At 63.0% G+C, this 21,141-nt stretch carries 21 protein-coding genes; 14 read left to right on the forward strand and 7 right to left on the reverse strand.

What is annotated here, in order from left to right:
- The first annotated feature begins 147 nt into the window (after positions 1–147).
- Positions 148–786, forward strand: a complete 639-nt coding sequence (locus tag AC2CGI_RS19705; RefSeq protein WP_484593964.1) for a PadR family transcriptional regulator — start codon at positions 148–150, stop codon at positions 784–786.
- Positions 786–1,085, forward strand: coding sequence for a DUF3861 domain-containing protein (locus tag AC2CGI_RS19710; protein WP_044031761.1), 300 nt, complete (start codon positions 786–788; stop codon positions 1,083–1,085). The genes AC2CGI_RS19705 and AC2CGI_RS19710 overlap by 1 nt, the downstream gene beginning before the upstream one ends.
- A gap of 27 nt (positions 1,086–1,112) precedes the next feature.
- On the opposite strand, the gene kdpE is transcribed toward AC2CGI_RS19710, so the two are convergent.
- From kdpE to AC2CGI_RS19740, 6 genes are all read right to left on the reverse strand, one after another.
- Entirely contained in the window at positions 1,113–1,802 is a 690-nt protein-coding gene (gene kdpE / locus AC2CGI_RS19715) for a two-component system response regulator KdpE (protein ID WP_033637458.1), read from the reverse strand.
- A 16-nt stretch (positions 1,803–1,818) separates the two neighbouring features.
- Positions 1,819–4,515, reverse strand: a complete 2,697-nt coding sequence (kdpD, locus tag AC2CGI_RS19720) for a two-component system sensor histidine kinase KdpD (protein WP_015376962.1) — start codon at positions 4,513–4,515, stop codon at positions 1,819–1,821.
- Positions 4,516–4,588: 73 nt separating this feature from the next.
- Positions 4,589–5,158, reverse strand: a complete 570-nt coding sequence (kdpC, locus tag AC2CGI_RS19725) for a potassium-transporting ATPase subunit KdpC (protein ID WP_076740549.1) — start codon at positions 5,156–5,158, stop codon at positions 4,589–4,591.
- 18 nt (positions 5,159–5,176) lie between these two features.
- Complete coding sequence (gene kdpB / locus AC2CGI_RS19730; protein WP_021504609.1) at positions 5,177–7,246, reverse strand: potassium-transporting ATPase subunit KdpB; 2,070 nt, start codon at positions 7,244–7,246, stop codon at positions 5,177–5,179.
- Between the two features lie 26 nt (positions 7,247–7,272).
- Entirely contained in the window at positions 7,273–8,961 is a 1,689-nt protein-coding gene (gene kdpA / locus AC2CGI_RS19735; RefSeq protein WP_076740482.1) for a potassium-transporting ATPase subunit KdpA, read from the reverse strand.
- Entirely contained in the window at positions 8,961–9,050 is a 90-nt protein-coding gene (locus tag AC2CGI_RS19740) for a K(+)-transporting ATPase subunit F (RefSeq protein ID WP_016928742.1), read from the reverse strand. The genes kdpA and AC2CGI_RS19740 overlap by 1 nt, the downstream gene beginning before the upstream one ends.
- 441 nt (positions 9,051–9,491) lie before the next feature.
- On the opposite strand from AC2CGI_RS19740, the gene AC2CGI_RS19745 reads away from it, so the two are divergent.
- From AC2CGI_RS19745 to nei, 12 genes are all read left to right on the forward strand, one after another.
- On the forward strand, positions 9,492–9,701 hold the full coding sequence (locus tag AC2CGI_RS19745) for a YbfA family protein (RefSeq protein ID WP_004939916.1): 210 nt from the start codon (positions 9,492–9,494) through the stop codon (positions 9,699–9,701).
- A gap of 142 nt (positions 9,702–9,843) precedes the next feature.
- Positions 9,844–10,800, forward strand: coding sequence for a YbgA family protein (locus AC2CGI_RS19750; protein ID WP_004939915.1), 957 nt, complete (start codon positions 9,844–9,846; stop codon positions 10,798–10,800).
- A 16-nt stretch (positions 10,801–10,816) separates the two neighbouring features.
- On the forward strand, positions 10,817–12,247 hold the full coding sequence (phrB, locus tag AC2CGI_RS19755; RefSeq protein WP_076740481.1) for a deoxyribodipyrimidine photo-lyase: 1,431 nt from the start codon (positions 10,817–10,819) through the stop codon (positions 12,245–12,247).
- A 22-nt stretch (positions 12,248–12,269) separates the two neighbouring features.
- Positions 12,270–13,250 carry an MBL fold metallo-hydrolase gene (locus tag AC2CGI_RS19760; protein ID WP_076740480.1) on the forward strand — a complete coding sequence of 327 codons (981 nt, stop codon included), beginning with the start codon at positions 12,270–12,272 and terminating at the stop codon, positions 13,248–13,250.
- Between the two features lie 18 nt (positions 13,251–13,268).
- A complete protein-coding gene (locus tag AC2CGI_RS19765) occupies positions 13,269–14,012 on the forward strand; it encodes a type 2 GTP cyclohydrolase I (RefSeq protein WP_004939910.1) in 744 nt (247 codons plus the stop codon).
- 156 nt (positions 14,013–14,168) lie between these two features.
- Positions 14,169–14,825, forward strand: a complete 657-nt coding sequence (pxpB, locus tag AC2CGI_RS19770) for a 5-oxoprolinase subunit PxpB (RefSeq protein ID WP_015376968.1) — start codon at positions 14,169–14,171, stop codon at positions 14,823–14,825.
- A complete protein-coding gene (pxpC, locus tag AC2CGI_RS19775; RefSeq protein WP_076740479.1) occupies positions 14,819–15,751 on the forward strand; it encodes a 5-oxoprolinase subunit PxpC in 933 nt (310 codons plus the stop codon). Before pxpB ends, pxpC begins: the two co-directional genes overlap by 7 nt.
- Positions 15,741–16,481 (forward strand): 5-oxoprolinase subunit PxpA, encoded by a 741-nt coding sequence (gene pxpA, locus AC2CGI_RS19780; protein ID WP_004939906.1) that lies wholly within the window; start codon positions 15,741–15,743, stop codon positions 16,479–16,481. Before pxpC ends, pxpA begins: the two co-directional genes overlap by 11 nt.
- A gap of 54 nt (positions 16,482–16,535) precedes the next feature.
- Positions 16,536–17,267, forward strand: coding sequence for a DUF969 domain-containing protein (locus tag AC2CGI_RS19785; RefSeq protein WP_016928734.1), 732 nt, complete (start codon positions 16,536–16,538; stop codon positions 17,265–17,267).
- On the forward strand, positions 17,264–18,283 hold the full coding sequence (locus AC2CGI_RS19790) for a DUF979 domain-containing protein (protein ID WP_033642193.1): 1,020 nt from the start codon (positions 17,264–17,266) through the stop codon (positions 18,281–18,283). The genes AC2CGI_RS19785 and AC2CGI_RS19790 overlap by 4 nt, the downstream gene beginning before the upstream one ends.
- An 8-nt stretch (positions 18,284–18,291) precedes the next feature.
- A complete protein-coding gene (gene pcp, locus AC2CGI_RS19795; protein ID WP_004939899.1) occupies positions 18,292–18,936 on the forward strand; it encodes a pyroglutamyl-peptidase I in 645 nt (214 codons plus the stop codon).
- 54 nt (positions 18,937–18,990) lie between these two features.
- Positions 18,991–19,782 carry an endonuclease VIII gene (nei, locus tag AC2CGI_RS19800; protein WP_076740478.1) on the forward strand — a complete coding sequence of 264 codons (792 nt, stop codon included), beginning with the start codon at positions 18,991–18,993 and terminating at the stop codon, positions 19,780–19,782.
- Between the two features lie 56 nt (positions 19,783–19,838).
- Here nei and AC2CGI_RS19805 read toward each other — a convergent pair whose 3' ends face one another.
- On the reverse strand, positions 19,839–21,131 hold the full coding sequence (locus tag AC2CGI_RS19805) for a citrate synthase (RefSeq protein ID WP_016928730.1): 1,293 nt from the start codon (positions 21,129–21,131) through the stop codon (positions 19,839–19,841).
- Positions 21,132–21,141 lie beyond the last annotated feature (10 nt).

Raw genomic sequence — 21,141 nt, forward strand, 5'->3', positions numbered from 1 at the left:
TTTTATGCCCGTAATTTAGATATATCTTTTTCACGGCACGCGCTTGCGCATTTAGATATATCGATCTAGATTAGCGTTATCGACGCTGTTTAGATATATCTAAACAACCTCGTATTGATGTTCACTGTTAAAGCGAGGTATCACCCTATGTTTCATCGATTAGGTTTACACCGGCATCATCACCATCATGAATGTGAAGAGGGGCGCCGTCATCGCGGTGGGCGCCATCACTTCGGCGGCGACGGCGAAGAGCATGGCCGTGGCGGGCGCGGCGGCCGGGGCGGGCGTCATCGTCTGCTCGAACACGGCGATCTGCGTCTGGTGTTGCTGGCGCTGGTGGCGCGCAAGCCCAGCCACGGGTACGAGTTGATCAAAGCAATAGAAGAAGCTTCTTCCGGCCTGTATGTGCCGAGCCCGGGGGTGATTTACCCCACGCTGACGCTGCTGGAAGAGCAGGATTTTCTCGAACCGCTCACCACCGGCAACGGCCGCAAAAGCTACCGCATCACCTCGGCGGGCGAGGGCGAGCTGCAAAAGCATCAACAGGTGGTTGAGGTCATTCTGGCGCGTCTGGCGGGCGCCGGCCGCGAGCATCATCGGCACGGCAACCTGGCGGAAGGCATTTACGACGCCATGAACCGTCTGCGCAGTCTGCTGCGCGGCAACGTGATGCGCGCCGATCTTACGCCGCAGCAGGTGGAGCGCATCAACGCCGCACTGTTGACCGCCGTGGCGGCGATCGAAAGCGAAATGCACATTCAACCCACGCAGCAGGAGGAGAACTGATGCCCGGCTACCGTTTTAACATTACCGTTGAAGCCCTGAGCGACCGCCAGGGCAACCCCGTCGAGAAGGCACCGCTGAGTTTTGAGGTGACCAACCATGACGATATTCTTGAGATCGTCGAGCGCATTCGGGCGCGTGACGATCTGAACTTCGGCCCTGAGCAGAGCGCGGCCTTCGCCGTGGGGTTGAAACTGTTCTCCGAAGTGATGATCGAAAACCGCAAACACCCGGTGTTCGCTCCGCTGCGCGAGGCGTTCAAGGAATTTATGGTCGGATTGAAGAAGGGCCCGGTGGCGTAACGGCGCGGCAAACCGCGCCCGTCGGGGTTAAGGCATGAAACGGTAGCCGACGCCGGTTTCGGTCAGCAGGTGTTTGGGCCGGGCCGGATCGGCTTCCAGCTTCTGCCGCAGATGGCCCATGTAGATGCGCAGGTAGTGGCTGTGTTCCACGTAGTTCGGCCCCCAGACGTGGCTCAGCAGCTGGCGTTGGGTGATCACCTTGCCGGCGTTGGCCAGCAGCTCCGCCAACAGGCGAAACTCGATCGGCGTCAGGTGCAGATCTTCGTCGTTGCGCAGCACCCGGCGATTCACCAGATCGACGGTGATCGCCGAAAAGCTCACCAGCGGGCTTTCCTGCTGGCTGGCGGAGTGACGGCGCAGCGCGACTCGCACCCGCGCCAACAGTTCGCCGATGCCGAACGGTTTGCTGAGATAGTCGTCGGCGCCGGCGTCCAGCGCGGCGATCTTGTCCTCTTCGGCGTTGCGCGCCGACAGCACGATCACCGGAATGGCGCTCCACTGCCGCAGATCGCGGATGTAGCTCAGCCCGTCGCCATCCGGCAAGCCCAAATCCAGGATGATCAGATCCGGTTTGCGCGTGCCGGCCTCAATCAGCCCACGCTGCAGGGTTTCACTTTCAAACACCCGCAGGCCTTCGCTCTCCAGCGCGGTGCGCACGAAGCGGCGGATCTCTTTTTCATCTTCAACAATCAGAATGTTGGTTGGCGTTATGCTCACGTTTCCCCTGCGTTGATTACAGATCGAAGGCATCGCCGTCGATCTCGGGCGGTTTTTCCAGCGGCAGCACGAAGCGGAAGCTGGCGCCGCCGTTGGCGCCGTTTTCCGCCCAGATGCGGCCATCATGCACTTCAATAATGGCACGGCAAATGGCTAACCCCAAGCCGACGCCGGGGATCGCCGACTCTTTATTGCCGCGTGAAAACTTGTCGAAAATCAGCTGCAGCTGATCGGCGGGGATGCCGGGGCCGTTATCCCAGACCTCGACTTCCAGCCACTCGGGCAGCGTGCGGGCGCGAATGCCGATGGTGGCCTCGGCGCCGGCGTATTTATTGGCGTTTTCCAACAGGTTGGTGAACACCCGTTCCAGCAGGCTGCCGTCGCAGTTGACCAGGATCTGTTCCGGCGGCAGTTCGACCACGATCGGATGCTGGCTGAGCAGCGGCTCCAGCATGTGCAGCGAGGCGCCGACGATCTCTTCCAGCGACTGCCACTCTTTACGCAGGCTGAAACCGCCGGACTGGATGCGCGCCATATCCAGCAGGTTGTTCACCAGCCGGGTGGTGCTCAGCACCTGCTGGCGGATCTGGCTGGCCTGGGTGGCGTGATTGGAGCCTTCGGCCGCCAGGTCCAGCGTGAGAATTTCCGCCTGGCCGAACAGCACGGTCAGCGGGGTGCGCAGATCGTGCGACAGCGCCGCCAGCAGCGAGTTGCGCAGCTGTTCGCGTTCGGCGTCCAGCTTGGCTTCTTCGGCGCTGCGCGCCAGGTGCAGCCGTTCCAGCGCGCTGGCGATCAGCACTGCGAAGGTTTGCAGCAGCCGCTGTTGTTCCGGCACCATCAGCTGGCGCAGGTTGTTGGGCTCGATCGCCAACAGGCCGAAGGTCTGTTTGGGGGTATTGAGCGGCAGCAGTTGGTAAGGCACTCCGGGCAGGGTGTCGGTGCCGGCGCCGGCCGGCAAGCCTTTATCGAAACTCCAGCGCGCGATGGCTTCGTCTACCGACAGCAGACCGCCTTCCTCGCCGATCATTTGCTGCAGCCGGCCGTCTTCCTGCGGCAGCAGCAGCACGGTTTTCGCCTGGAAGCTGCTGGAGAGGAAATGACGGCTGGTGTTGGCGATGTCGGCCACGGTCAGCGCGCGGCTCAGCCCGCGTGACATTTCGTACAGATGGCGCGCCCGCTGCTCGCGGTAGCGCGCCACCCGGGCCTGATAACGCACCCCGGCGGTCAGGTTGCCGATGATGATGCCGACGGCGAGCATCACGCCGAAGGTCAGCAGATACTGCATATCGCTGACGGCGAACGACCATTCGGGCTGGACGAAGAACAGATCGAAACTGGCGACGTTGATCACCGCCGCCAGCACCGATGGCCAGCGGCCGAAGAACAGCGCGACGATCGCCACGCCGAGCAGGTAGACCATCACCAGGTTGGCCTGATCGAAGCCCGGCAGCAGCCACTGCGAGAGCAGGGTGATCAGTGCGCACAGCGCCACCGCCACCGCACAGCCGCGCAGCTGCATGCGCCATTTCTCATTGAAGCTGCGGCCGTCGTGCTCCTTGCCCGGCGGCGGCGGTGCGGCGTCGCTGTCCAGCGCGACGATCACCAGATCGAGATCCGGGCCCAGTCTGCCGAGGCGATCGGCGAAGCTACCGCGCAGCTTCCAGCGCTGCTCGCTGCGGCGGCCGATGATGATTTTGCCGAGGTTATGTTCGCGGGCGTAGCGCAGCACCGCGCGCTCTTCGGACGGATCGGCCAGGGTGGCGGTTTCGGCGCCCAGCTCCTGCGCCAGCCGCAGCGCACGCAGAATGGCGCGGCGTTGGTTTTCCGGCAGCCGGTGCAGCTTGGGGGTTTCCACATAGACTGCATGCCAGTGGCAGCCGAGCCGCGCCGCCAGGCGGGCGGCGATGCGCACCAGCTTTTCGTTGCCGCTGTTGTGGCCGACGCACAGCAGAATGCTGTCGCGGGTGTGCCACACTTTCTCGCGCCCCTGGGTGTCGCGAAACTCGCGCATCTGGTCATCGACCCGATCGGCGGTGCGGCGCAGCGCTAACTCGCGCAGGGCGATCAGGTTGCCTTTACGGAAAAAATGCTCGATGGCGCGCTCGGCCTGGCCGGGAATATACACTTTGCCTTCGTGCAGCCGCCGGCGCAGATCGTCCGGCGGCAGATCGACCAGCACCACTTCGCTGGCCTCGTCAAACACGTGGTCGGGCACCGTTTCGCGCACCCGCACGCCGGTCACGCCGCCCACCACGTCGTTCAGACTTTCCAAATGCTGCACGTTGACGGTAGTCAGCACGTCGATGCCGGCGTCCAGCAGCTCTTCCACATCCTGCCAGCGTTTGGGGTGGCGCGAACCGTGAGCGTTGCTGTGCGCCAGTTCATCCATCAGGATCAGCGCCGGATGGCGCGCCAGCGCGGCGTCGAGATCGAATTCATGCACCAGCCGGCCGCGATGCTGGATGCGCTTTTGCGGCAACAGCGCCAGGCCGTCGAGCAGGGCGGCGGTCTCGCTGCGGCCGTGGGTTTCCACCACGCCGACCAGCACGTCCAGCCCCTGAGCGCGCAAACGCTGGGCCTCCTGCAGCATGGCATAGGTTTTGCCCACGCCGGCGCAGGCGCCGAAGAATACCTTCAACCGGCCGCGCGGTTTTTCATTGGCCAGCGCCAGCAGGCTATCGGGATCGGGACGCTGCTGTTCTTCTTCGACCATGACAATTCCTTGTGTTACCAAGCAAAAAGGGGTTCGGCATGCCGAACCCTATCACTATGCTGAATACGGCGCGCTACTTCAACGCATCCAGCGCCAGGTTCAGCTTCAGCACGTTGACCACCGATTCCCCCATGAAGTTGGGCGTGGCCCGATCGGTGTTGTCTTCGATCAGTTTGGCGACCTGTTCCGGCGGCAGATGACGCGCCGCCGCGACCCGCGCCAGCTGATACCGCGCCGCGGCGATCGAAATCTGCGGATCCAGCCCGCTGCCGGAGGCGGTCAGCAGATCCACCGGGATCGGGCCGCTCATGGCCGGATTGGCCTGGCGCAGCTGCGCCGCGCGTTCGGCGATAGCCTTATCCTGCGCCGGGTTGGTGGCCGCCAGGTTGCTGCCGGCGGAGGCCTGTGGATTATAAGCCGAATCGCCGGTCGCCGACGGGCGGCCCCAGAAATAGTCGGCGCGCGTGAAGTTCTGGCCGATCAGCGCAGAGCCGACCGCCTTGTCGCCCTGGTACAGCAGCGAACCGTTGGCCGCGCCCGAAAACAGCAGCTGCGCCAGCCCGGTGGTCAGCAGCGGATAGGCGATGCCGGTGATCAGAGTCAGCAGGATCAACATCACCAGCGCAGGTCGTAAATACGTCATGTTCATTTCCCTCAATGGTTAACCGGCGACGTGCAGCGCGACCAGGATCAGGTCGATCAGTTTGATGCCGATGAACGGCACCAGCAGACCGCCGACCCCATACAGCCACAGGTTGCGGCGCAGCAGAGCCGCGGCGCTCATCGGTTTGTAGCTCACCCCTTTCAGCGCCAGCGGGATCAGAAACACGATCACCAGGGCGTTGAAGATCACCGCCGACATGATGGCGGAGGCGGGGGAGTGCAGGTGCATCACGTTCAGCGCGTTCAGCTGCGGATAGGTGGCCGCGAACGCCGCCGGAATGATGGCGAAGTACTTGGCCACGTCGTTGGCGATGCTGAAGGTGGTCAGCGAGCCACGCGTCATCAGCATCTGTTTGCCGATATGCACCACTTCGATCAGCTTGGTCGGGTTGGAATCCAGATCGACCATGTTGCCCGCCTCTTTGGCGGCCTGGGTGCCGGAGTTCATCGCCACCGCCACATCGGCCTGCGCCAGCGCCGGGGCGTCGTTGGTGCCGTCGCCGGTCATCGCTACCAGACGGCCTTCCGCCTGATACTGGCGGATCAGCGCCAGCTTGGCTTCCGGCGTGGCTTCCGACAGGAAGTCGTCCACCCCGGCTTCGGCGGCGATCGCCGCCGCAGTCAGCGGGTTATCGCCGGTGATCATCACCGTTTTGATGCCCATCTTGCGCAGCTCATTGAAGCGTTCCTTAATGCCGCCCTTGACGATATCCTTCAGCGCTACCACGCCCAGTACCCGGGCGCCTTCCGCCACCACCAGCGGTGTACCGCCGGTGCGCGCCACGCTTTCCACCAGATCGTCCACCGCCCGCGGGAAGTGCCCCTGATTGGATTCGACGTGACGGCGAATGGCATCCACTGCGCCTTTGCGGATCATGCGCTCCTGCACGTTGACGCCGCTCATGCGGGTCTGGGCGGAGAAGGGCACGAAGGTGGCGTTCAGCGCCTGCAGATCGCGCTCGCGCAGGTTGAATCGTTGTTTGGCCAACACCACGATGCTGCGGCCTTCCGGCGTTTCGTCCGCCAGCGAGGCCAGCTGCGCGGCATCCGCCAGCTCTTGCTCTTTCACGCCCGGCGCCGGCAGGAACTCCGAAGCCTGGCGGTTGCCCAGCGTGATGGTGCCGGTTTTATCCAGCAGCAGCACGTCCACGTCGCCGGCGGCTTCCACCGCGCGGCCGCTGGTGGCGATCACGTTGGCGCCGAGCATGCGGCTCATCCCGGCCACGCCGATGGCGGACAGCAGGCCACCGATGGTGGTGGGGATCAGGCAAACCAGCAGCGCGACCAGCACGGTGATGGTGACCACGCTGCCGCTGCCGGCCGCCTCGACGCTGTATTGCGAGAACGGGAACAGGGTGGCGGTGGCCAACACGAACACGATGGTCAGCGCCACCAGCAGGATGGTCAGCGCGATCTCGTTCGGCGTTTTGCGGCGCTTGGCACCTTCCACCATGGCGATCATGCGATCGAGGAAGGTTTCCCCCGGGTTGACGCTGCACTGCACCACCAGCCAGTCGGACAGCACGCGGGTGCCGCCGGTGACCGAAGAGAAGTCGCCGCCGGACTCGCGGATCACCGGCGCGGATTCGCCGGTGATGGCGCTTTCATCCACCGAAGCGCCGCCCTCCAGCACTTCGCCGTCGCACGGGATGGTATCGCCGGCTTCCACCAGCACGATATCGCCTTTGCGCAGGCTCTCGGCGGCCACTTTCTCCGTGGCGCCGTCGCGGCGCGGGCCGGCCAGTTTTTTCGCCCAGCTGGTTTTCTTGGTGCCCTTCAGGCTTTCCGCCTGGGCCTTGCTGCGGCCTTCGGCCAGCGCCTCGGCGAAGTTGGCGAACAGCACGGTGAACCACAGCCACAGGGAGACGCTGCCGGTAAAGGCGGCGGCGCCGTCGGTTTGGCCGGTGAGCATCGCCAGCCAGATAGCGGTGGTCAGCAGGCTGCCGATATACACCACGAACATCACCGGGTTGCGCCATTGAACGCGAGGATCCAGTTTTTTCACCGCATCGATCAGCGCGGTGCGCACCAGAGCCGGTTCAAACAGCGCGCGTTGTTTGCGAGTCATCTCTTATTCTCTCTCTGTGACGTCGGTTAGTTTGCCAGCCAAAGCTGCAAATGCTCGGCCACCGGGCCCAGCGCCAGCGCCGGCACGAAGGTCAGCGCGCCCACCAGCAGCACGGTGCCGATCAGCAGGCCGATAAACAGCGGCCCATAGGTTGGCAGGGTGCCGTTGCCCGCCGGCTGGCGTGGCTTGGCGCTCAGCGAACCGGCGATCGCCAGCACCGGCAGGATCACCCCGAAGCGGCCGACGAACATGGCGAAGGCCAGCAGCAGGTTGTAGAACGGCGTATTGACGCTCAACCCGGCGAAGGCGCTGCCGTTGTTGTTGGCGGCGGAGGACAGGGCATACAGCACTTCGCTGAAGCCGTGGGCGCCCGGATTGAGGATGCCGGCGCGGCCCGCGTCGGTGCCGATCGCCAGCGCGCTGCCCAGCAACACCAGCGTCGGCGTGACCAGGATCGCCAGCGCGGTCATCTTCATGTCGTAAACGTCGATCTTCTTGCCCAGATATTCCGGGGTGCGGCCGATCATCAGACCGGCGATAAACACCGTCAGCAGTACGAACAGCAGCATGCCGTACAGGCCGGAGCCGACGCCGCCGAACACCACTTCACCGATCTGCATCAGCCACATCGGCACCATGCCGCCCAGCGCGGTGAAGGAGTCGTGCATGGCGTTGACCGCCCCGCAGGACGCGGCGGTGGTCACCACCGAGAACAGGCTGGTGGCGAGAATGCCGAAGCGCGACTCTTTGCCTTCCATATTGATGTTGCTGTCGGCGCCCAGCGCGCTCAGGTGCGGGTTGCCCGCCAGCTCGGCAACCATCACCACCACCACCGCCACCACGAAGATCAGCGCCATCGCCCAGATCAGCGCGTGGCCCTGACGGTTTTCTCCGGCCAGCTGGCCGAAGGAGAAGCACAGCGCGCAGGGGATCAGGAAGATGGCCAGCATCTGCACGAAGTTGGTCAGCACGGTCGGGTTTTCGAACGGGTGCGCCGAGTTGGCGCCGAAGAACCCCCCGCCGTTGGTGCCGAGCATCTTGATCGCTTCCTGCGAAGCGACCGGCCCCATCGGCAGCGTCTGCTGCGCGCCTTCGAGCGTGGTGACGTGCAGGTAAGGCAGGAAGTTTTGCAGCGTGCCCTGGCTGACGAAGAACAGGGCGATCAGCAGCGCGATCGGCAGCAGCACATACAGCGTGATGCGGAACAGATCGACCCAGGCGTTGCCGACGGTCTTGCCGGCGCGGCGGGTAAAGGCGCGGATCAGCGCAAAGGCCACGGCGATGCCGGTGGAGGCGGAAACGAAGTTCTGCACCGCCAGCCCGGCCATCTGGCTGAAATAGCTGAGGGCGCTTTCACCGCTGTAGGCTTGCCAGTTGGTGTTGGTGACGAAGCTGACGGCGGTGTTGAGCGCCAGATCCCAGGAGAGGCCAGGGAAGCCTTGCGGGTTGAGCGACAGCGAGCCCTGCGCCATCAGCAGGGCGAACAGCAGCGCCAGGCCGAGCAGGTTAAACGCCAGGATCGCCAGCGCGTACTGCCACCAGTTCATCTCGGTGGGGCGGATGCCGCAGGCGCGCCAGACGCCGGCTTCCACTGCGCGCAGCGCAGGCAGCGGCTCACCTTCGATCAGGCGCGCCATAAAACCGCCCAGCGGCCGGGCCAGCAGCAGAAGCACCAACAGGAAACTGGCGATCAGTAAAAAGGCTGAAGCCGCCATCAGAAATCCTCCGCGTTAAACAGGGCGTAGACCAGATAGGCCAACAGCAGCAGAACCAACAGCGCACCACCAATAACGCTGAAACTCACGGGACACCTCCAGAGGTGTTGTTTTTGATAGAGGCAGTGTAGGGAGCGGGGTAGAAAGAAGATGAAAAAATCGCGCGGGCGGGTGTAAAAAAAGTATAAAAATGGCTGAAATTTCAGCGGAAATTGGCCGTTTCAGGCAACCTGCTTGCGGCGAGATTGCGCCTGATGTGTGAATAAGCCGGGGCTGGGGCGTGGGATGAAGAACCGAATAATAACCACAATGTAACCCATGTTTAGTTAAAAATTAACTTGATTGTAACAAAATTACGAATCGCTGCGGTGATTAGCGATTTTTTGTGCGATTTAGTGGTCGGATGAGTAGTAAACTTTCATCAAGTGCGCTAAAATTTTGTCCAGTTACCAAATTACCGATTGTTCATTTGATACGCCGACGCCGTTTTCCCTGACAAATCAACGGCAGGCGTTTTTAAGGAGGTTCGCATGTCTACGACCTATCACGCTTATTCACTGCATCGGATTCTCCTGCGCCGCAGCGCAGTGGTTATCGCGGGCATTTTGGCTCTGCCGGTGATGCTGTTCCGCAGCGATCGCGGGCGTTTTTACAGCTACCTGCACCGCGTCTGGTCAAAAACCAGCGATAAGCCGGTCTGGCTGCAGCAGGCGGAACTGGCGTCCTGCGATTTCTACTGAGTCGCTGCCGATTCACGAACAACCCTCGCCCTGCGGCGGGGGTTTTTTTATGCCCCAAGCCCGCTGCCGTCAAGCGCAAGGTCGTATTTGGCAAGCCATTCTTCTACACTTTCCCCATCGACCAACACCACGAGAGAACGGTATGAGTGACAAGATCCCTATCGGCATCAGCGCCTGTTTACTGGGCGACGCGGTGCGTTTCGACGGTGGCCACAAGCGGCTGGCCTTCGCGGTGGAACAGTTGGCGCCCTATGTGCGCTTTGAGCCCGTATGCCCGGAAATGGCGATCGGCCTGCCCACGCCGCGCCCGGCGCTGCGCCTGGTGAAACAGGCGCAGCCCTGGCCGGCGATGCGCTACAGCAACGACGCCGGCGTGGATCTGACCGAGGAGATGCGCAGTTTCTCCGCGCAGCGCGTGGCCGCGTTGCAGCACCTGTGCGGTTATATCGTCTGCGCCAAGTCGCCGAGCTGCGGCCTGGAGCGGGTGCGGGTCTACAGTGAGAACGGCAAGGACTCGCGTAAAAACGGCGTCGGGCTGTTTACCGCCGAACTGCTGCGTCAGATGCCGTGGCTGCCGGTGGAAGAAGACGGACGATTGCAGGATGCGGCATTGCGGGAAAACTTCATTGAACGGGTGTACGCGCTGTATGAGTTGAATATGCTGTGGCGCCAGGGGCTGACCCGCGGCGGGCTGATCGCGTTTCACAGCCGCTACAAGCTGTCGCTGCTGGCGCATTCGCAGCCGGCGTACCGCGAACTGGGGCGTTTCGTCGCCGACATTCATCGCTGGGACTCGCTGGAGGCCTTCGCCGTGGAATATCGCAGCCGCCTGATGGCGCTGTTGGCGCACAAGGCGACGCGCCGCAACCATACCAACGTGCTGATGCACGTGCAGGGGTACTTCCGCCGCCAGCTCAGCGCGGCGCAGCGCCAGGAGCTGGCGCACCTGATCGACCGCTACCGGCAGGGCATGCAGCCGCTGCTGGCGCCGATCGCCTTGCTTAAGCATTACATGGCGGAATACCCCGACAGTTATCTGGCGGAACAACGCTATTTCGAACCTTATCCGGAGGCGCTGCGTTTGCGTTACGGCCATTGATTGACAAGGGAATTTTATGACCACGCATCTGGTCTGGTTGCGTAACGATCTGCGTATCACCGACAACAAAGCGTTGCATGCTGCCTGCAGCGATCCCAAAGCCCGGGTGCTGGCGGTGTTTATCGCCACCCCGCAGCAGTGGCGGCAGCATGAGATGGCGCCGCGGCAGGCGGCGCTGATCCACGCCAGCCTGCGGGCGGTACAGCAGGCGCTGGCGCAAAAGGGCATTGCGCTGCATTGCCATGCCTGTTCGGACTTTGCTGCATCGATCGACTGGCTGGCAGACTATTGCCGGCGAGAGCAGGTGGACGCGCTGTTTTACAACCGCCAGTACGAACTGAATGAACGGCGACGCGATGCGCGGCTGGAGCAGCAGTTGAATGGACGGGTAACGTGCCACGGTTTTGATGACAGCCTGCTGTTGCCGCCGGGCAGCGTGCTAACCGGCGGCGGCGAGATGTACAAGGTTTATACGCCGTTTCGCAACGCCTTTATTCAGCGCCTGACTGAGTCCGACGTGAGCTGCCTGCCGGCGCCGAAGATCCGTGCCGATGGCGCGTTGCCAGCGCCTGAAGCGCCGGCGGCGTTCGATTATCCCGCGGCGGACATCGGGAATGACTATCCCGCCGGCGAGGAGGCCGCGCTACAGAGGCTGCGCGCCTTTTGTCGTGAGCAAGTGCAGGATTACCTTCGCCAGCGCGATCTGCCCGCCATCGCCGGCACCAGCAGCCTGTCGCCTTATCTGGCGATCGGCGCGCTGTCGCCGCGCCAGTGTTTTAACCGCCTGCGCGCCGAATGCCTGCAGCTGCTGGAAGATCGCGAGAGCGGCGCTTTCGCCTGGCTGAACGAGCTGATTTGGCGCGAGTTCTACCGCCATCTGCTGGTGGCCTATCCCGAGCTGTGCCGCCATCGGCCGTTTATCGCCTGGACGGACAAAGTGCGCTGGTGCGATGACGCGGCGAAGCTGCAGGCCTGGCAGCGGGGCGAGACCGGCTATCCGATCGTCGATGCCGCCATGCGCCAGCTGAACGCTACCGGCTGGATGCATAACCGGCTGCGCATGATCAGCGCCAGTTTCCTGGTGAAGGATCTGCTGATCGACTGGCGCGCCGGGGAGCGCTACTTCATGTCGCAACTGCTGGACGGGGATCTGGCGGCCAACAACGGCGGCTGGCAGTGGGCGGCTTCCACCGGCACCGACGCCGCGCCGTATTTCCGCATCTTCAACCCGACCACCCAGGGTGAACGTTTTGATCCACAAGGCACTTTTATCCGTAAATGGTTGCCGGAACTGGCGGATGTGCCCGACAATGACATCCATCATCCCCACCGCTGGGCGGAAAAGCAGCCATGCGTGCTGAATTACCCGCTGCCGATCGTCGATCATAAGCAAGCCCGCCTGGAGACGCTGGCGGCGTTCGAGGCGGCGAAACGGGGAGAGTCTTGAGGCAACTGCAAGGAGCGACGCAATGATGAAAAAGGTGCTGGCCCTGTGCCTGAGCGGCTATTCCGCGCTGGCGATCGCCGGCTTTGACGTGGTGGCGCTGGGCGTCGACGGCGGCGTCAGCGACGGCAACCTGACTTCCTACCTGATCCGCAGCGACAATCAGCCGCAGTATGTGGCGCTGGACGCCGGTTCGCTGCTGCCGGGCATCGCCAAAGGGCTGGAGAAGGGCAGCTTCCCGCAGGTGACGCCCGAGCTGGCCGCGCCTTATACGCCGCAGGGCTACGTGTTTCGGCAGTTGATCGGCAGCTACTTTATCAGCCACGGCCATCTGGACCACGTGGCGGGGCTGATCGTCGGCTCGCCGGAAGACAATAAAAAAACCGTTTACGCCCAGGCGGACACCGTGCTGACCCTGCGCAACCATTACTTTAACTGGAAGGCCTGGCCGAACTTTACCGATGCCGGCAATGGTGCGCGGCTGGGCACCTACCGGCTGCAAACGGTGCGGCCGCAGCAGCGGTTTACCCTCGGACTGACCGGGTTGACCGGCGTGATGTATCCGCTCAGCCACGATCGCTACCCGTCGTCGATGCTGCTGATTTCCAACGGCAACGAGTTCTTCGCCTATTTCGGCGATACCGGGCCGGATAAGGTGGAGCAGTCGCGCGATCTCGATACCGTCTGGCGCGTGCTGGGGCCGCTTGTCGAGCAGAAAAAGCTCAAGGGCATGATTATCGAAACCTCTTACCCCAACGGGGTGGAGGACAAACATCTGTACGGCCATCTGACGCCGGCCTGGCTGCTGAAGGAGCTGAAGAACCTGACGCAGTACAGCGGCGGTGAAGGCTCGCTGAACGGTCTGCCGGTAGTGATCAGCCACATCAAGCCCAGCTTGAAGCAGGGCGAAGACACGCGCGCCGCCATTGCGCAGCAGCTGGCGCAGGGCAACGATCTGGGGGTGAAATTCATCCTGATGGCGCAGGGCGACCGGCAGACATTTTGACTATGAAGAGAGAAGAGAATGCGTAACCTCGATCTGGAACAACTGATCAACACGGAACTGAACGCCGCGGCGTTTCAGGACTACGCCCCCAACGGTTTGCAGGTAGAGGGGCGTGCGCATGTACAGCGCATCGTGACCGGCGTCACCGCCTGTCAGGCGCTGCTGGACGCCGCGGTGGCGCATCAGGCCGACGCGATTATCGTGCATCACGGCTATTTCTGGAAAAACGAGGCGCCGGCGGTGCGCGGCATGAAGCGCAACCGCCTGAAAACGCTGTTGACCCACGACATCAACCTGTACGGCTATCATTTGCCGCTGGACGCGCATCCGGTGCTGGGCAACAACGCGCAGCTGGCGCAGGCGCTGGGCATTCGGGTGATTGGTGAAATCGAGCCGCTGGTGCCGCACGGGGAATTCGAACAGCCGCTGACCGGCGAAGCGCTGCAACAGCGCATCGAAAGCCGGCTGGGGCGCGCGGTGCTGCACTGCGGCGATAACGCGCCTGAGCATATTCGCCGAGTGGCCTGGTGCACCGGCGGCGGCCAGGGCTTTATCGACAGCGCGGCGCGCTTCGGCGTCGATGCGTTCATCAGCGGTGAAGTCTCTGAGCAGACCATTCACAGCGCGCGCGAAATGGGCGTGCATTTCTTCGCCGCCGGTCACCACGCCACCGAGCGCGGCGGCGTGAAGGCGTTGGGGGACTGGCTGGCCCAGCACCACGGCTTTGATGTGACCTTTATCGATATCCCGAATCCCGCCTGATCTTTTTCTTCCCCGGATCCAGCCCGGCCTGCGCGCCGGCTGAATCCTTTTACCGCGCTATTTCCTTATTTTCCTTATGGTTGCGTTCTATTGACAGCCGGGGCCGCGTCACGCATAACTGGTGTGTTTTTCAGCGCGATAATAAGGAGAATAAGGGTGCAACAAGCACGTTATTACCTGTTGGGTGAAAGAGCGGTAGTGCTTGAACTGTCGCCGCCGGTGACGTTACCGAGCCAGCAGCGCATTTGGGCGCTGGCGGAAAAGCTGAATCACCATCCCGACGTGCGGGAAGTGGTGCCGGGGATGAATAACCTGACGCTGCTGCTGCATACGCCGCAGGCCGACGCCGAAGCGATGCTGGCATTGCTGCAGCAGGGGTGGGAGAGCAAAGAGCGCCTGACGCCGGAATCGCGTCAGGTGGATATTCCGGTTATCTACGGCGGGGAACAGGGCCCCGACCTGGATGAGGTGGCGCGTCATACCGGCATGACGCCGCAACAGGTGGTGGAATGCCACGCGGCGGCGGCCTATGTGGTCTATTTCCTCGGCTTTCAGCCGGGCTTTTCCTATTTGGGCGGCATGCCGGAACAACTGGCGACGCCGCGCCGCGCTGAACCGCGTCTGGCGGTGGCGGCCGGCTCCGTCGGCATCGGCGGCGGCCAGACCGGCATCTATCCGCTGGTGACGCCCGGCGGCTGGCAGCTGATTGGCCGCACGCCGCTGGCGCTGTTCAATCCGCATGAAATGCCGCCGACGCTGCTGCGCCCGGGCGATAGCGTACGCTTTGTGCCGCAGAAGGAGGGCGTATGCTGATTATTCTGCGCGCCGGCATCTATACCACGGTGCAGGATTTGGGCCGTGAAGGATTTCGCCGTCTGGGCATCAGTACCGGCGGCGCGTTGGATCAACCGGCGCTGAAGATCGCCAACCTGCTGGTGGGCAACGCGCCGGAGGCCGCCGGGCTGGAGATCACGCTCGGCCAGTTCAGCGCCGAGTTTACCCGTCCCGGCTGGATCGCCCTGACCGGCGCCGGCTGCGACGCGCAGCTGGACGGTAAGCCGCTGTGGACCGGCTGGCGCTACCCGGTGAAAAAGGGGCAGCGTCTGGTGCTGGGCACGCCGAAGCGCGGCATGCGCAGTTATCTCGCGATCGCCGGCGGTATCGCCGTGCCGGAAATGCTGGGCTCGCGCAGCACCGACATGAAAGCCGCCTTTGGCGGATGCGAGGGGCGTAATCTGAAGGACGGCGATCGGTTGCCGCTGGGTAAATCCGCCGCTGAACCGCAACATTCCTGCGGCGTGAAGCAACTGCTGTTCACCAACCGCATCCGCGCGTTGCCGGGGCCGGAGTACGCTGAATTCAGCGAAGAGGCACAGGAGACGTTCTGGCGTACCGCCTGGCAGCTCAGCCCGCAGAGCAACCGCATGGGCTACCGTTTGCACGGCGGCACGCCGCTGGCGCGCACCACCGGCCGCGAGATGCTGTCGCACGGCCTGCTGCCCGGCGTGGTGCAGGTGCCGCACAACGGCCAGCCGATCGTGCTGATGGCCGATGCGCAAACCACCGGCGGTTACCCGCGCATTGCCTGCGTGATCGAAGCCGATCTTTACCATTTGGCGCAGATCCGTCTCGGCGAACCGATCCATTTCGTTCTCTGTTCACTGGCCGAGGCGCAGCGCGCCAAGTCCGAGCAGGATCTTTTCCTTCGACAGATTGCCTGGGGGTTACATGATCGTTGATTTGAACGCCGATCTCGGCGAAGGCTGCGCCAACGACCAGGCGCTGTTGCAATTGGTGAGTTCGGCCAACATCGCCTGCGGCTTCCACGCCGGCGATGCGCAGACCATGCGTCAGTCGGTGCGCTGGGCATTGCAGTACGGCGTGGCGATCGGCGCCCACCCGAGTTTTCCCGATCGGGAGAATTTCGGCCGCACTCGCATGCAGCTGCCGCCGGAAACGGTGTACGCGCAGGTGGTGTATCAGCTCGGGGCGCTGGCGGCCATCGCCCGCGCCGAGGGCGGGGTGATGGTGCACGTTAAGCCGCACGGCATGCTGTACAACCAGGCGGCGGTTGAGCCGGCGCTGGCGGAAGCCATCGCCCGGGCGGTGCAGGCGGTCGATCCGGCGCTGCGGCTGGTGGGGCTGGCCGGCAGCGAGCTGATCCGCGCCGGGCAACGGCTCGGTCTGACCACCCGGCAGGAGGTGTTCGCCGATCGCGGTTATCAGGCCGACGGCACGCTGGTGCCGCGCGGTTTGCCGGGGGCATTGATCGAGGATGACGAACAGGCGCTGGCGCAAACCCTGGAGATGGTGCGCCATCACCGGGTGCGCAGCGTCGATGGCGTTTGGACCGCCGTACAGGCGGAGACCGTCTGCCTGCACGGGGACGGCGAGCATGCGCTGGCGTATGCGCGCAAGCTGCGGGACAGTTTTGTTCAACAAGGCATCCGCGTCAGCGCAGAGCAGTAAAGCAAGACACAACATCACAAACAAAAAATTATTAGAAAATATCGAGGGAAGACTATGGAACAGGCCGTGAATCTCTGGCCACTGATCGGCATCGCCGCGATCGTGGTCGGGTTTGTATTGCGTTTCAATCCGGTGCTGGTGGTGATCGCCGCCGGCATCATTACCGGTCTGGCGGCGCTGATGCCGCTGGACGTCATTCTGGAAAAGCTCGGCGAGGGCTTTCTCAATACCCGAAACCTGCCGCTGATCCTGCTGCTGCCGCTGGCGGTGATCGGCCTGCTGGAACGTCACGGGCTTAAAGAGCGGGCGCAGGCGTGGATCGCCAAGATCAAAAGCGCCACCGCCGGCCGTTTGCTGATCGTGTACCTGTTCGTGCGCGAGATCACCGCGGCGATGGGGCTGACCAGCCTGGGCGGGCATCCGCAGATGGTGCGGCCGCTGCTGGCGCCGATGGCGGAAGGGGCGACGGAAAACCGCTACGGCGAGCTGCCGGAGCGTACCCGCCACCGCCTGCGCGCCATGTCGGCCGCTACCGACAACGTCGGGCTGTTCTTCGGCGAGGATATCTTCGTGGCCTTCGGTGCGATCATCTTCATGCATAACTTTATGCTGGAGTCCGGCGGCATTCAGACCGAGCCGCTGCATATCGCGCTGTGGGGCATTCCGACCGCCATTTTCGCTTTCCTGATCCACGCGTTCCGGCTGTATCGGATGGATAAACAGCTGAGCGCCGAGCTGGCGCAGCTGAATCAGGCGGCGCTGCAGGCGAAGGGGGAAGCGCGATGAACTTCCAGCAACAATACCTTTACTGGCTGGCCGGCGCGGTGCTGCTGATTGTGGCGGTGATGTCCTTGCGCGATCGCGCCAACCCGCGCCGCATCACCACCGGGCTGTTTTGGGGGCTGTACGGCCTGGTATTCCTGGTCGGCGACTGGACTTATCGCCTGCTGGGCGATGTACTGGGCGAGGGCAGTAACGAAAAACGCATGCTGCATATCATCGTTGGCGCGGTGGTGGTGGTGATGGCCCTGATTGCCGGCTTCGGCGGCGTGCGCCTCGGCAGCTATCACCAGCGGACGCCGCAGGAGCGCGAGGCGAGCGCCAAGCGCCTGGGCAACAAGCTGTTCATTCCCGCGCTGGCGATCCCGGTGGTGACGGTGGTCGGCGTGCTGCTGTTCAACAACGTGCCGGCGTTGCAAAACGCGGTATTCGGCAGCGGTAACCACGCGACGCTAATTACCCTGTTCTCGATGACCGTCGGCTGCCTGATCGGGTTGGCGATCGCGGTGACAATGACCCATGAGAAGGCGCTGCAGCCGATACAGGAAGCGCGGCGCCTGCTGGATTCGATCGGCTGGGCGTTCATTCTGCCGCAGATCCTCGCCACGCTGGGGCTGCTGTTTACCGTCGCCGGCGTTGGCACTGCGATCTCGCATTTGACCCAGGAATATCTGGCGGTCGATAACCGTTTTATCGCCGTGGCGGTCTACGCTATCGGTATGGCGGTGCTGACCATGGTGATGGGCAACGCCTTCGCCGCTTTCCCGATCGTTACCGCCGGCATCGGCATTCCGATCCTGGTGTTGCAACACGGCGGCAACCCGGCGGTGATGGCGGCGATCGGCATGTTCTCCGGCTATTGCGGCACCCTGATGACGCCGATGGCGGCGAACTTCAACATTGTGCCGGCGGCGCTGCTGGAGCTGCCGGACAAGAATGCGGTGATCAAGGCGCAGGTGCCGACCGGCGTGCTGCTGCTATTGGTTAACGTGTTCCTGCTGTATTTCCTGATGTTCCTGTAGGAGTAAGGATGCAAAAAGTATTGATTACCGGCTTTGAGCCGTTTGGCGGCGAGCGGCTCAACCCTTCCTGGGAAGTGGTGAAGCAGCTCAATGATATGGAGCTGGTGGGTACGCGCATTGTGGCGCGCCAGCTGCCGTGCGTGTTCGGCGCGGCGCTGGAGGCGCTCAATGCGGCGATCGACGAGGTGCAGCCGCTGATGGTGCTGGCTGTCGGCCAGGCCGGCGGCCGCACCGACATCACGATTGAACGGGTGGCGATCAACGTCGACGACGCACGTATCCCCGATAATCAGGGGCAGCAGCCGGTGGATGAGCCGATCGTCGCCGGCGGTCCGGCGGCCTATTTCAGCACCTTGCCGATCAAGGCGATGGTCAGCTCGATGCGCGAGGCCGGCATTCCGGCCTCCGTTTCGCAGACCGCCGGCACCTACGTGTGCAACCATGTCATGTACGGCCTGCTGCACCGGTTGAGCGGCCAGCGCGAGGTGAAGGGCGGGTTTATTCATATCCCGTACCTGCCGGAACAGGCGGCGGCGCACCCCGGCGCACCGAGCATGGCGGCCTCGACGGTGCTGTTTGCGCTGGAGCTGGCCGTTTCCATCGCGTTGCAGGTGGAACACGATCTGAAAGTGGCGGGCGGCGCAACGCATTAATCAAGAGAATCCCCGGCGCATCGGGCTGCGCCGGGTCTACGCAAGGAGTGGTCTATGCCGGAAGGACCGGAGATCCGCCGGGCGGCGGACAAACTGGCGGCGGCGGTGATCGAGCAGCCGCTGACCGCCGTCGATTTCGCTTTTCCCCAGTTGAAGCACTATCGCCAGCGTCTGCTCGGCGAGCGTATCGTCGCCATCGAGCCGCGCGGCAAGGCGCTGCTGACCCACTTTTCCAACGGGCTGACGATGTACAGCCATAACCAGCTGTACGGCGTGTGGAAAGTGGCGGCGGCCGGGGAGACGCCGGAGACCAAGCGCGATCTGCGGGTGCGGCTGGAAACCGCCCACCGCGCGATATTGCTCTACAGCGCTTCCGATATTACCGTCGGGCCGCGCGAGGAAATAGAGCAACACCCGTTTTTGCAACGCATCGGCCCTGACGTGTTGGACATGTCGCTGACGGTAGACGATGTGGTGGAGCGGTTGCTGACGCCGCGTTTTCGCCGCCGGCAGCTGAGCGGCATGCTGCTCGATCAGGCGTTTCTCGCCGGATTGGGCAACTATCTGCGCGCCGAAATCCTGTGGCAGGCCGAGTTGGCGCCGCAGCACAAACCACAGGATCTGGCGCCAGAGGCGCTGCGGCGCCTGGCGGAGGCATTGCTGGCGGTGCCGCGCCTTTCCTACCAGACGCGCGGGCAGGCGGATGACAACCGCCATCATGGCGCGCTGTTTCGCTTCAAGGTGTTTCATCGCAGCGGTGAACCCTGTGAACGCTGCGGTGGGATGATCGTGCGTACCGAGCTGTCGTCGCGGCCGTTTTATTGGTGCCCGGGCTGCCAGAAATAACCAAAAAAAACGCCGCCCGAAAGGGCGGCGCTGTGCGTTTCAGCCGGTAAAGCGGCTTACTTGTTTTTCAGCTGGGATTTGAAATCACGCTCGGCATAGCCGGTGTACAGCTGACGCGGACGGGCAATTTTGATGCCTTCGTCGTGCATTTCGTTCCAGTGGGCGATCCAGCCGATGGTGCGCGCGATGGCGAAGATCACGGTGAACATGGAAGAAGGAATGCCCATCGCCTTCAGGATGATGCCGGAGTAGAAGTCGACGTTCGGGTACAGTTTCTTCTCGATGAAGTACGGGTCGTTCAGCGCGATGTGTTCCAGCTCCATCGCCACCTGCAGCAGGTTGTCGTCCTTCTTGTTCAGCTCTTTCAGCACTTCGTGACAGGTCTCGCGCATCACGGTGGCGCGCGGATCGTAGTTCTTGTACACGCGGTGGCCGAAGCCCATCAGGCGGAAGGAGTCGTTCTTGTCCTTGGCGCGCTTGATGAATTCCGGAATGTGCTCGACGGTCTTGATCTCTTCCAGCATTTTCAGCGCCGCTTCGTTGGCGCCGCCGTGCGCCGGCCCCCACAGGGAGGCGATGCCGGCCGCGATGCAGGCGAACGGGTTGGCGCCGGAAGAGCCGGCGGTGCGCACGGTTGAGGTAGAGGCGTTCTGCTCATGGTCGGCGTGCAGGATCAGGATGCGATCCATGGCGCGTTCCAGTACCGGGTTCACCACGTACTCTTCGCACGGGGTGGCGAACATCATGTGCAGGAAGTTGCCGGCGTAGGACAGATCGTTGCGCGGATAAACGAACGGCTGGCCCAGGGAGTATTTGTAGCACATCGCGGCCACGGTCGGCATTTTGGACAGCAGACGGAACGCGGTGATTTCACGGTGACGCTCGTTGTTGACGTCCAGCGCATCGTGGTAGAACGCCGCCAGCGCGCCGGTCACGCCGCACAGCACCGCCATCGGGTGCGAGTCGCGACGGAAGCCACGGAACAGATGGGTGATCTGGTCGTGGATCATGGTGTGGCGGGTCACGGTGGTCTTGAAGGTTTCGAACTCTTCCGGCGTTGGGGTCTCGCCGTACAGCAGGATGTAGCACACTTCCAGGTAGGAAGATTCTTTCGCCAGCTGCTCGATAGGGAAGCCGCGGTGCAGCAGCACGCCTTTGTCGCCGTCGATGAAGGTAATCTTGGATTCGCAAGAAGCGGTGGAGGTAAAGCCGGGATCAAATGTGAAATAACCTTTGGAACCCAGAGCGCGGACATCGAGGACATCGGGGCCCAGTGTCGGTGTCAATACGCCCAGTTCGATCGGAGCTTCGCTGTCGTTAATGGTTAGCGTCGCTTTCTTATCAGTCATTTACTGTCTC

The organism is Serratia sp. LSHTC3 (genome assembly GCF_057197125.1).

What these genes read in the sequence shown, in the direction of transcription:
- AC2CGI_RS19705 (WP_484593964.1), top strand. Translation starts at nt 148, where the DNA reads ATGTTTCATCGATTAGGTTTACACCGGCATCATCACCATCATGAATGT.
- AC2CGI_RS19710 (WP_044031761.1), top strand. Translation starts at nt 786, where the DNA reads ATGCCCGGCTACCGTTTTAACATTACCGTTGAAGCCCTGAGCGACCGC.
- kdpD (WP_015376962.1), bottom strand. Translation starts at nt 4,515, where the DNA reads ATGGTCGAAGAAGAACAGCAGCGTCCCGATCCCGATAGCCTGCTGGCG.
- kdpC (WP_076740549.1), bottom strand. Translation starts at nt 5,158, where the DNA reads ATGACGTATTTACGACCTGCGCTGGTGATGTTGATCCTGCTGACTCTG.
- kdpB (WP_021504609.1), bottom strand. Translation starts at nt 7,246, where the DNA reads ATGACTCGCAAACAACGCGCGCTGTTTGAACCGGCTCTGGTGCGCACC.
- kdpA (WP_076740482.1), bottom strand. Translation starts at nt 8,961, where the DNA reads ATGGCGGCTTCAGCCTTTTTACTGATCGCCAGTTTCCTGTTGGTGCTT.
- AC2CGI_RS19745 (WP_004939916.1), top strand. Translation starts at nt 9,492, where the DNA reads ATGTCTACGACCTATCACGCTTATTCACTGCATCGGATTCTCCTGCGC.
- AC2CGI_RS19750 (WP_004939915.1), top strand. Translation starts at nt 9,844, where the DNA reads ATGAGTGACAAGATCCCTATCGGCATCAGCGCCTGTTTACTGGGCGAC.
- phrB (WP_076740481.1), top strand. Translation starts at nt 10,817, where the DNA reads ATGACCACGCATCTGGTCTGGTTGCGTAACGATCTGCGTATCACCGAC.
- AC2CGI_RS19760 (WP_076740480.1), top strand. Translation starts at nt 12,270, where the DNA reads ATGATGAAAAAGGTGCTGGCCCTGTGCCTGAGCGGCTATTCCGCGCTG.
- AC2CGI_RS19765 (WP_004939910.1), top strand. Translation starts at nt 13,269, where the DNA reads ATGCGTAACCTCGATCTGGAACAACTGATCAACACGGAACTGAACGCC.
- pxpC (WP_076740479.1), top strand. Translation starts at nt 14,819, where the DNA reads ATGCTGATTATTCTGCGCGCCGGCATCTATACCACGGTGCAGGATTTG.
- pxpA (WP_004939906.1), top strand. Translation starts at nt 15,741, where the DNA reads ATGATCGTTGATTTGAACGCCGATCTCGGCGAAGGCTGCGCCAACGAC.
- AC2CGI_RS19785 (WP_016928734.1), top strand. Translation starts at nt 16,536, where the DNA reads ATGGAACAGGCCGTGAATCTCTGGCCACTGATCGGCATCGCCGCGATC.
- AC2CGI_RS19790 (WP_033642193.1), top strand. Translation starts at nt 17,264, where the DNA reads ATGAACTTCCAGCAACAATACCTTTACTGGCTGGCCGGCGCGGTGCTG.
- pcp (WP_004939899.1), top strand. Translation starts at nt 18,292, where the DNA reads ATGCAAAAAGTATTGATTACCGGCTTTGAGCCGTTTGGCGGCGAGCGG.
- nei (WP_076740478.1), top strand. Translation starts at nt 18,991, where the DNA reads ATGCCGGAAGGACCGGAGATCCGCCGGGCGGCGGACAAACTGGCGGCG.
- AC2CGI_RS19805 (WP_016928730.1), bottom strand. Translation starts at nt 21,131, where the DNA reads ATGACTGATAAGAAAGCGACGCTAACCATTAACGACAGCGAAGCTCCG.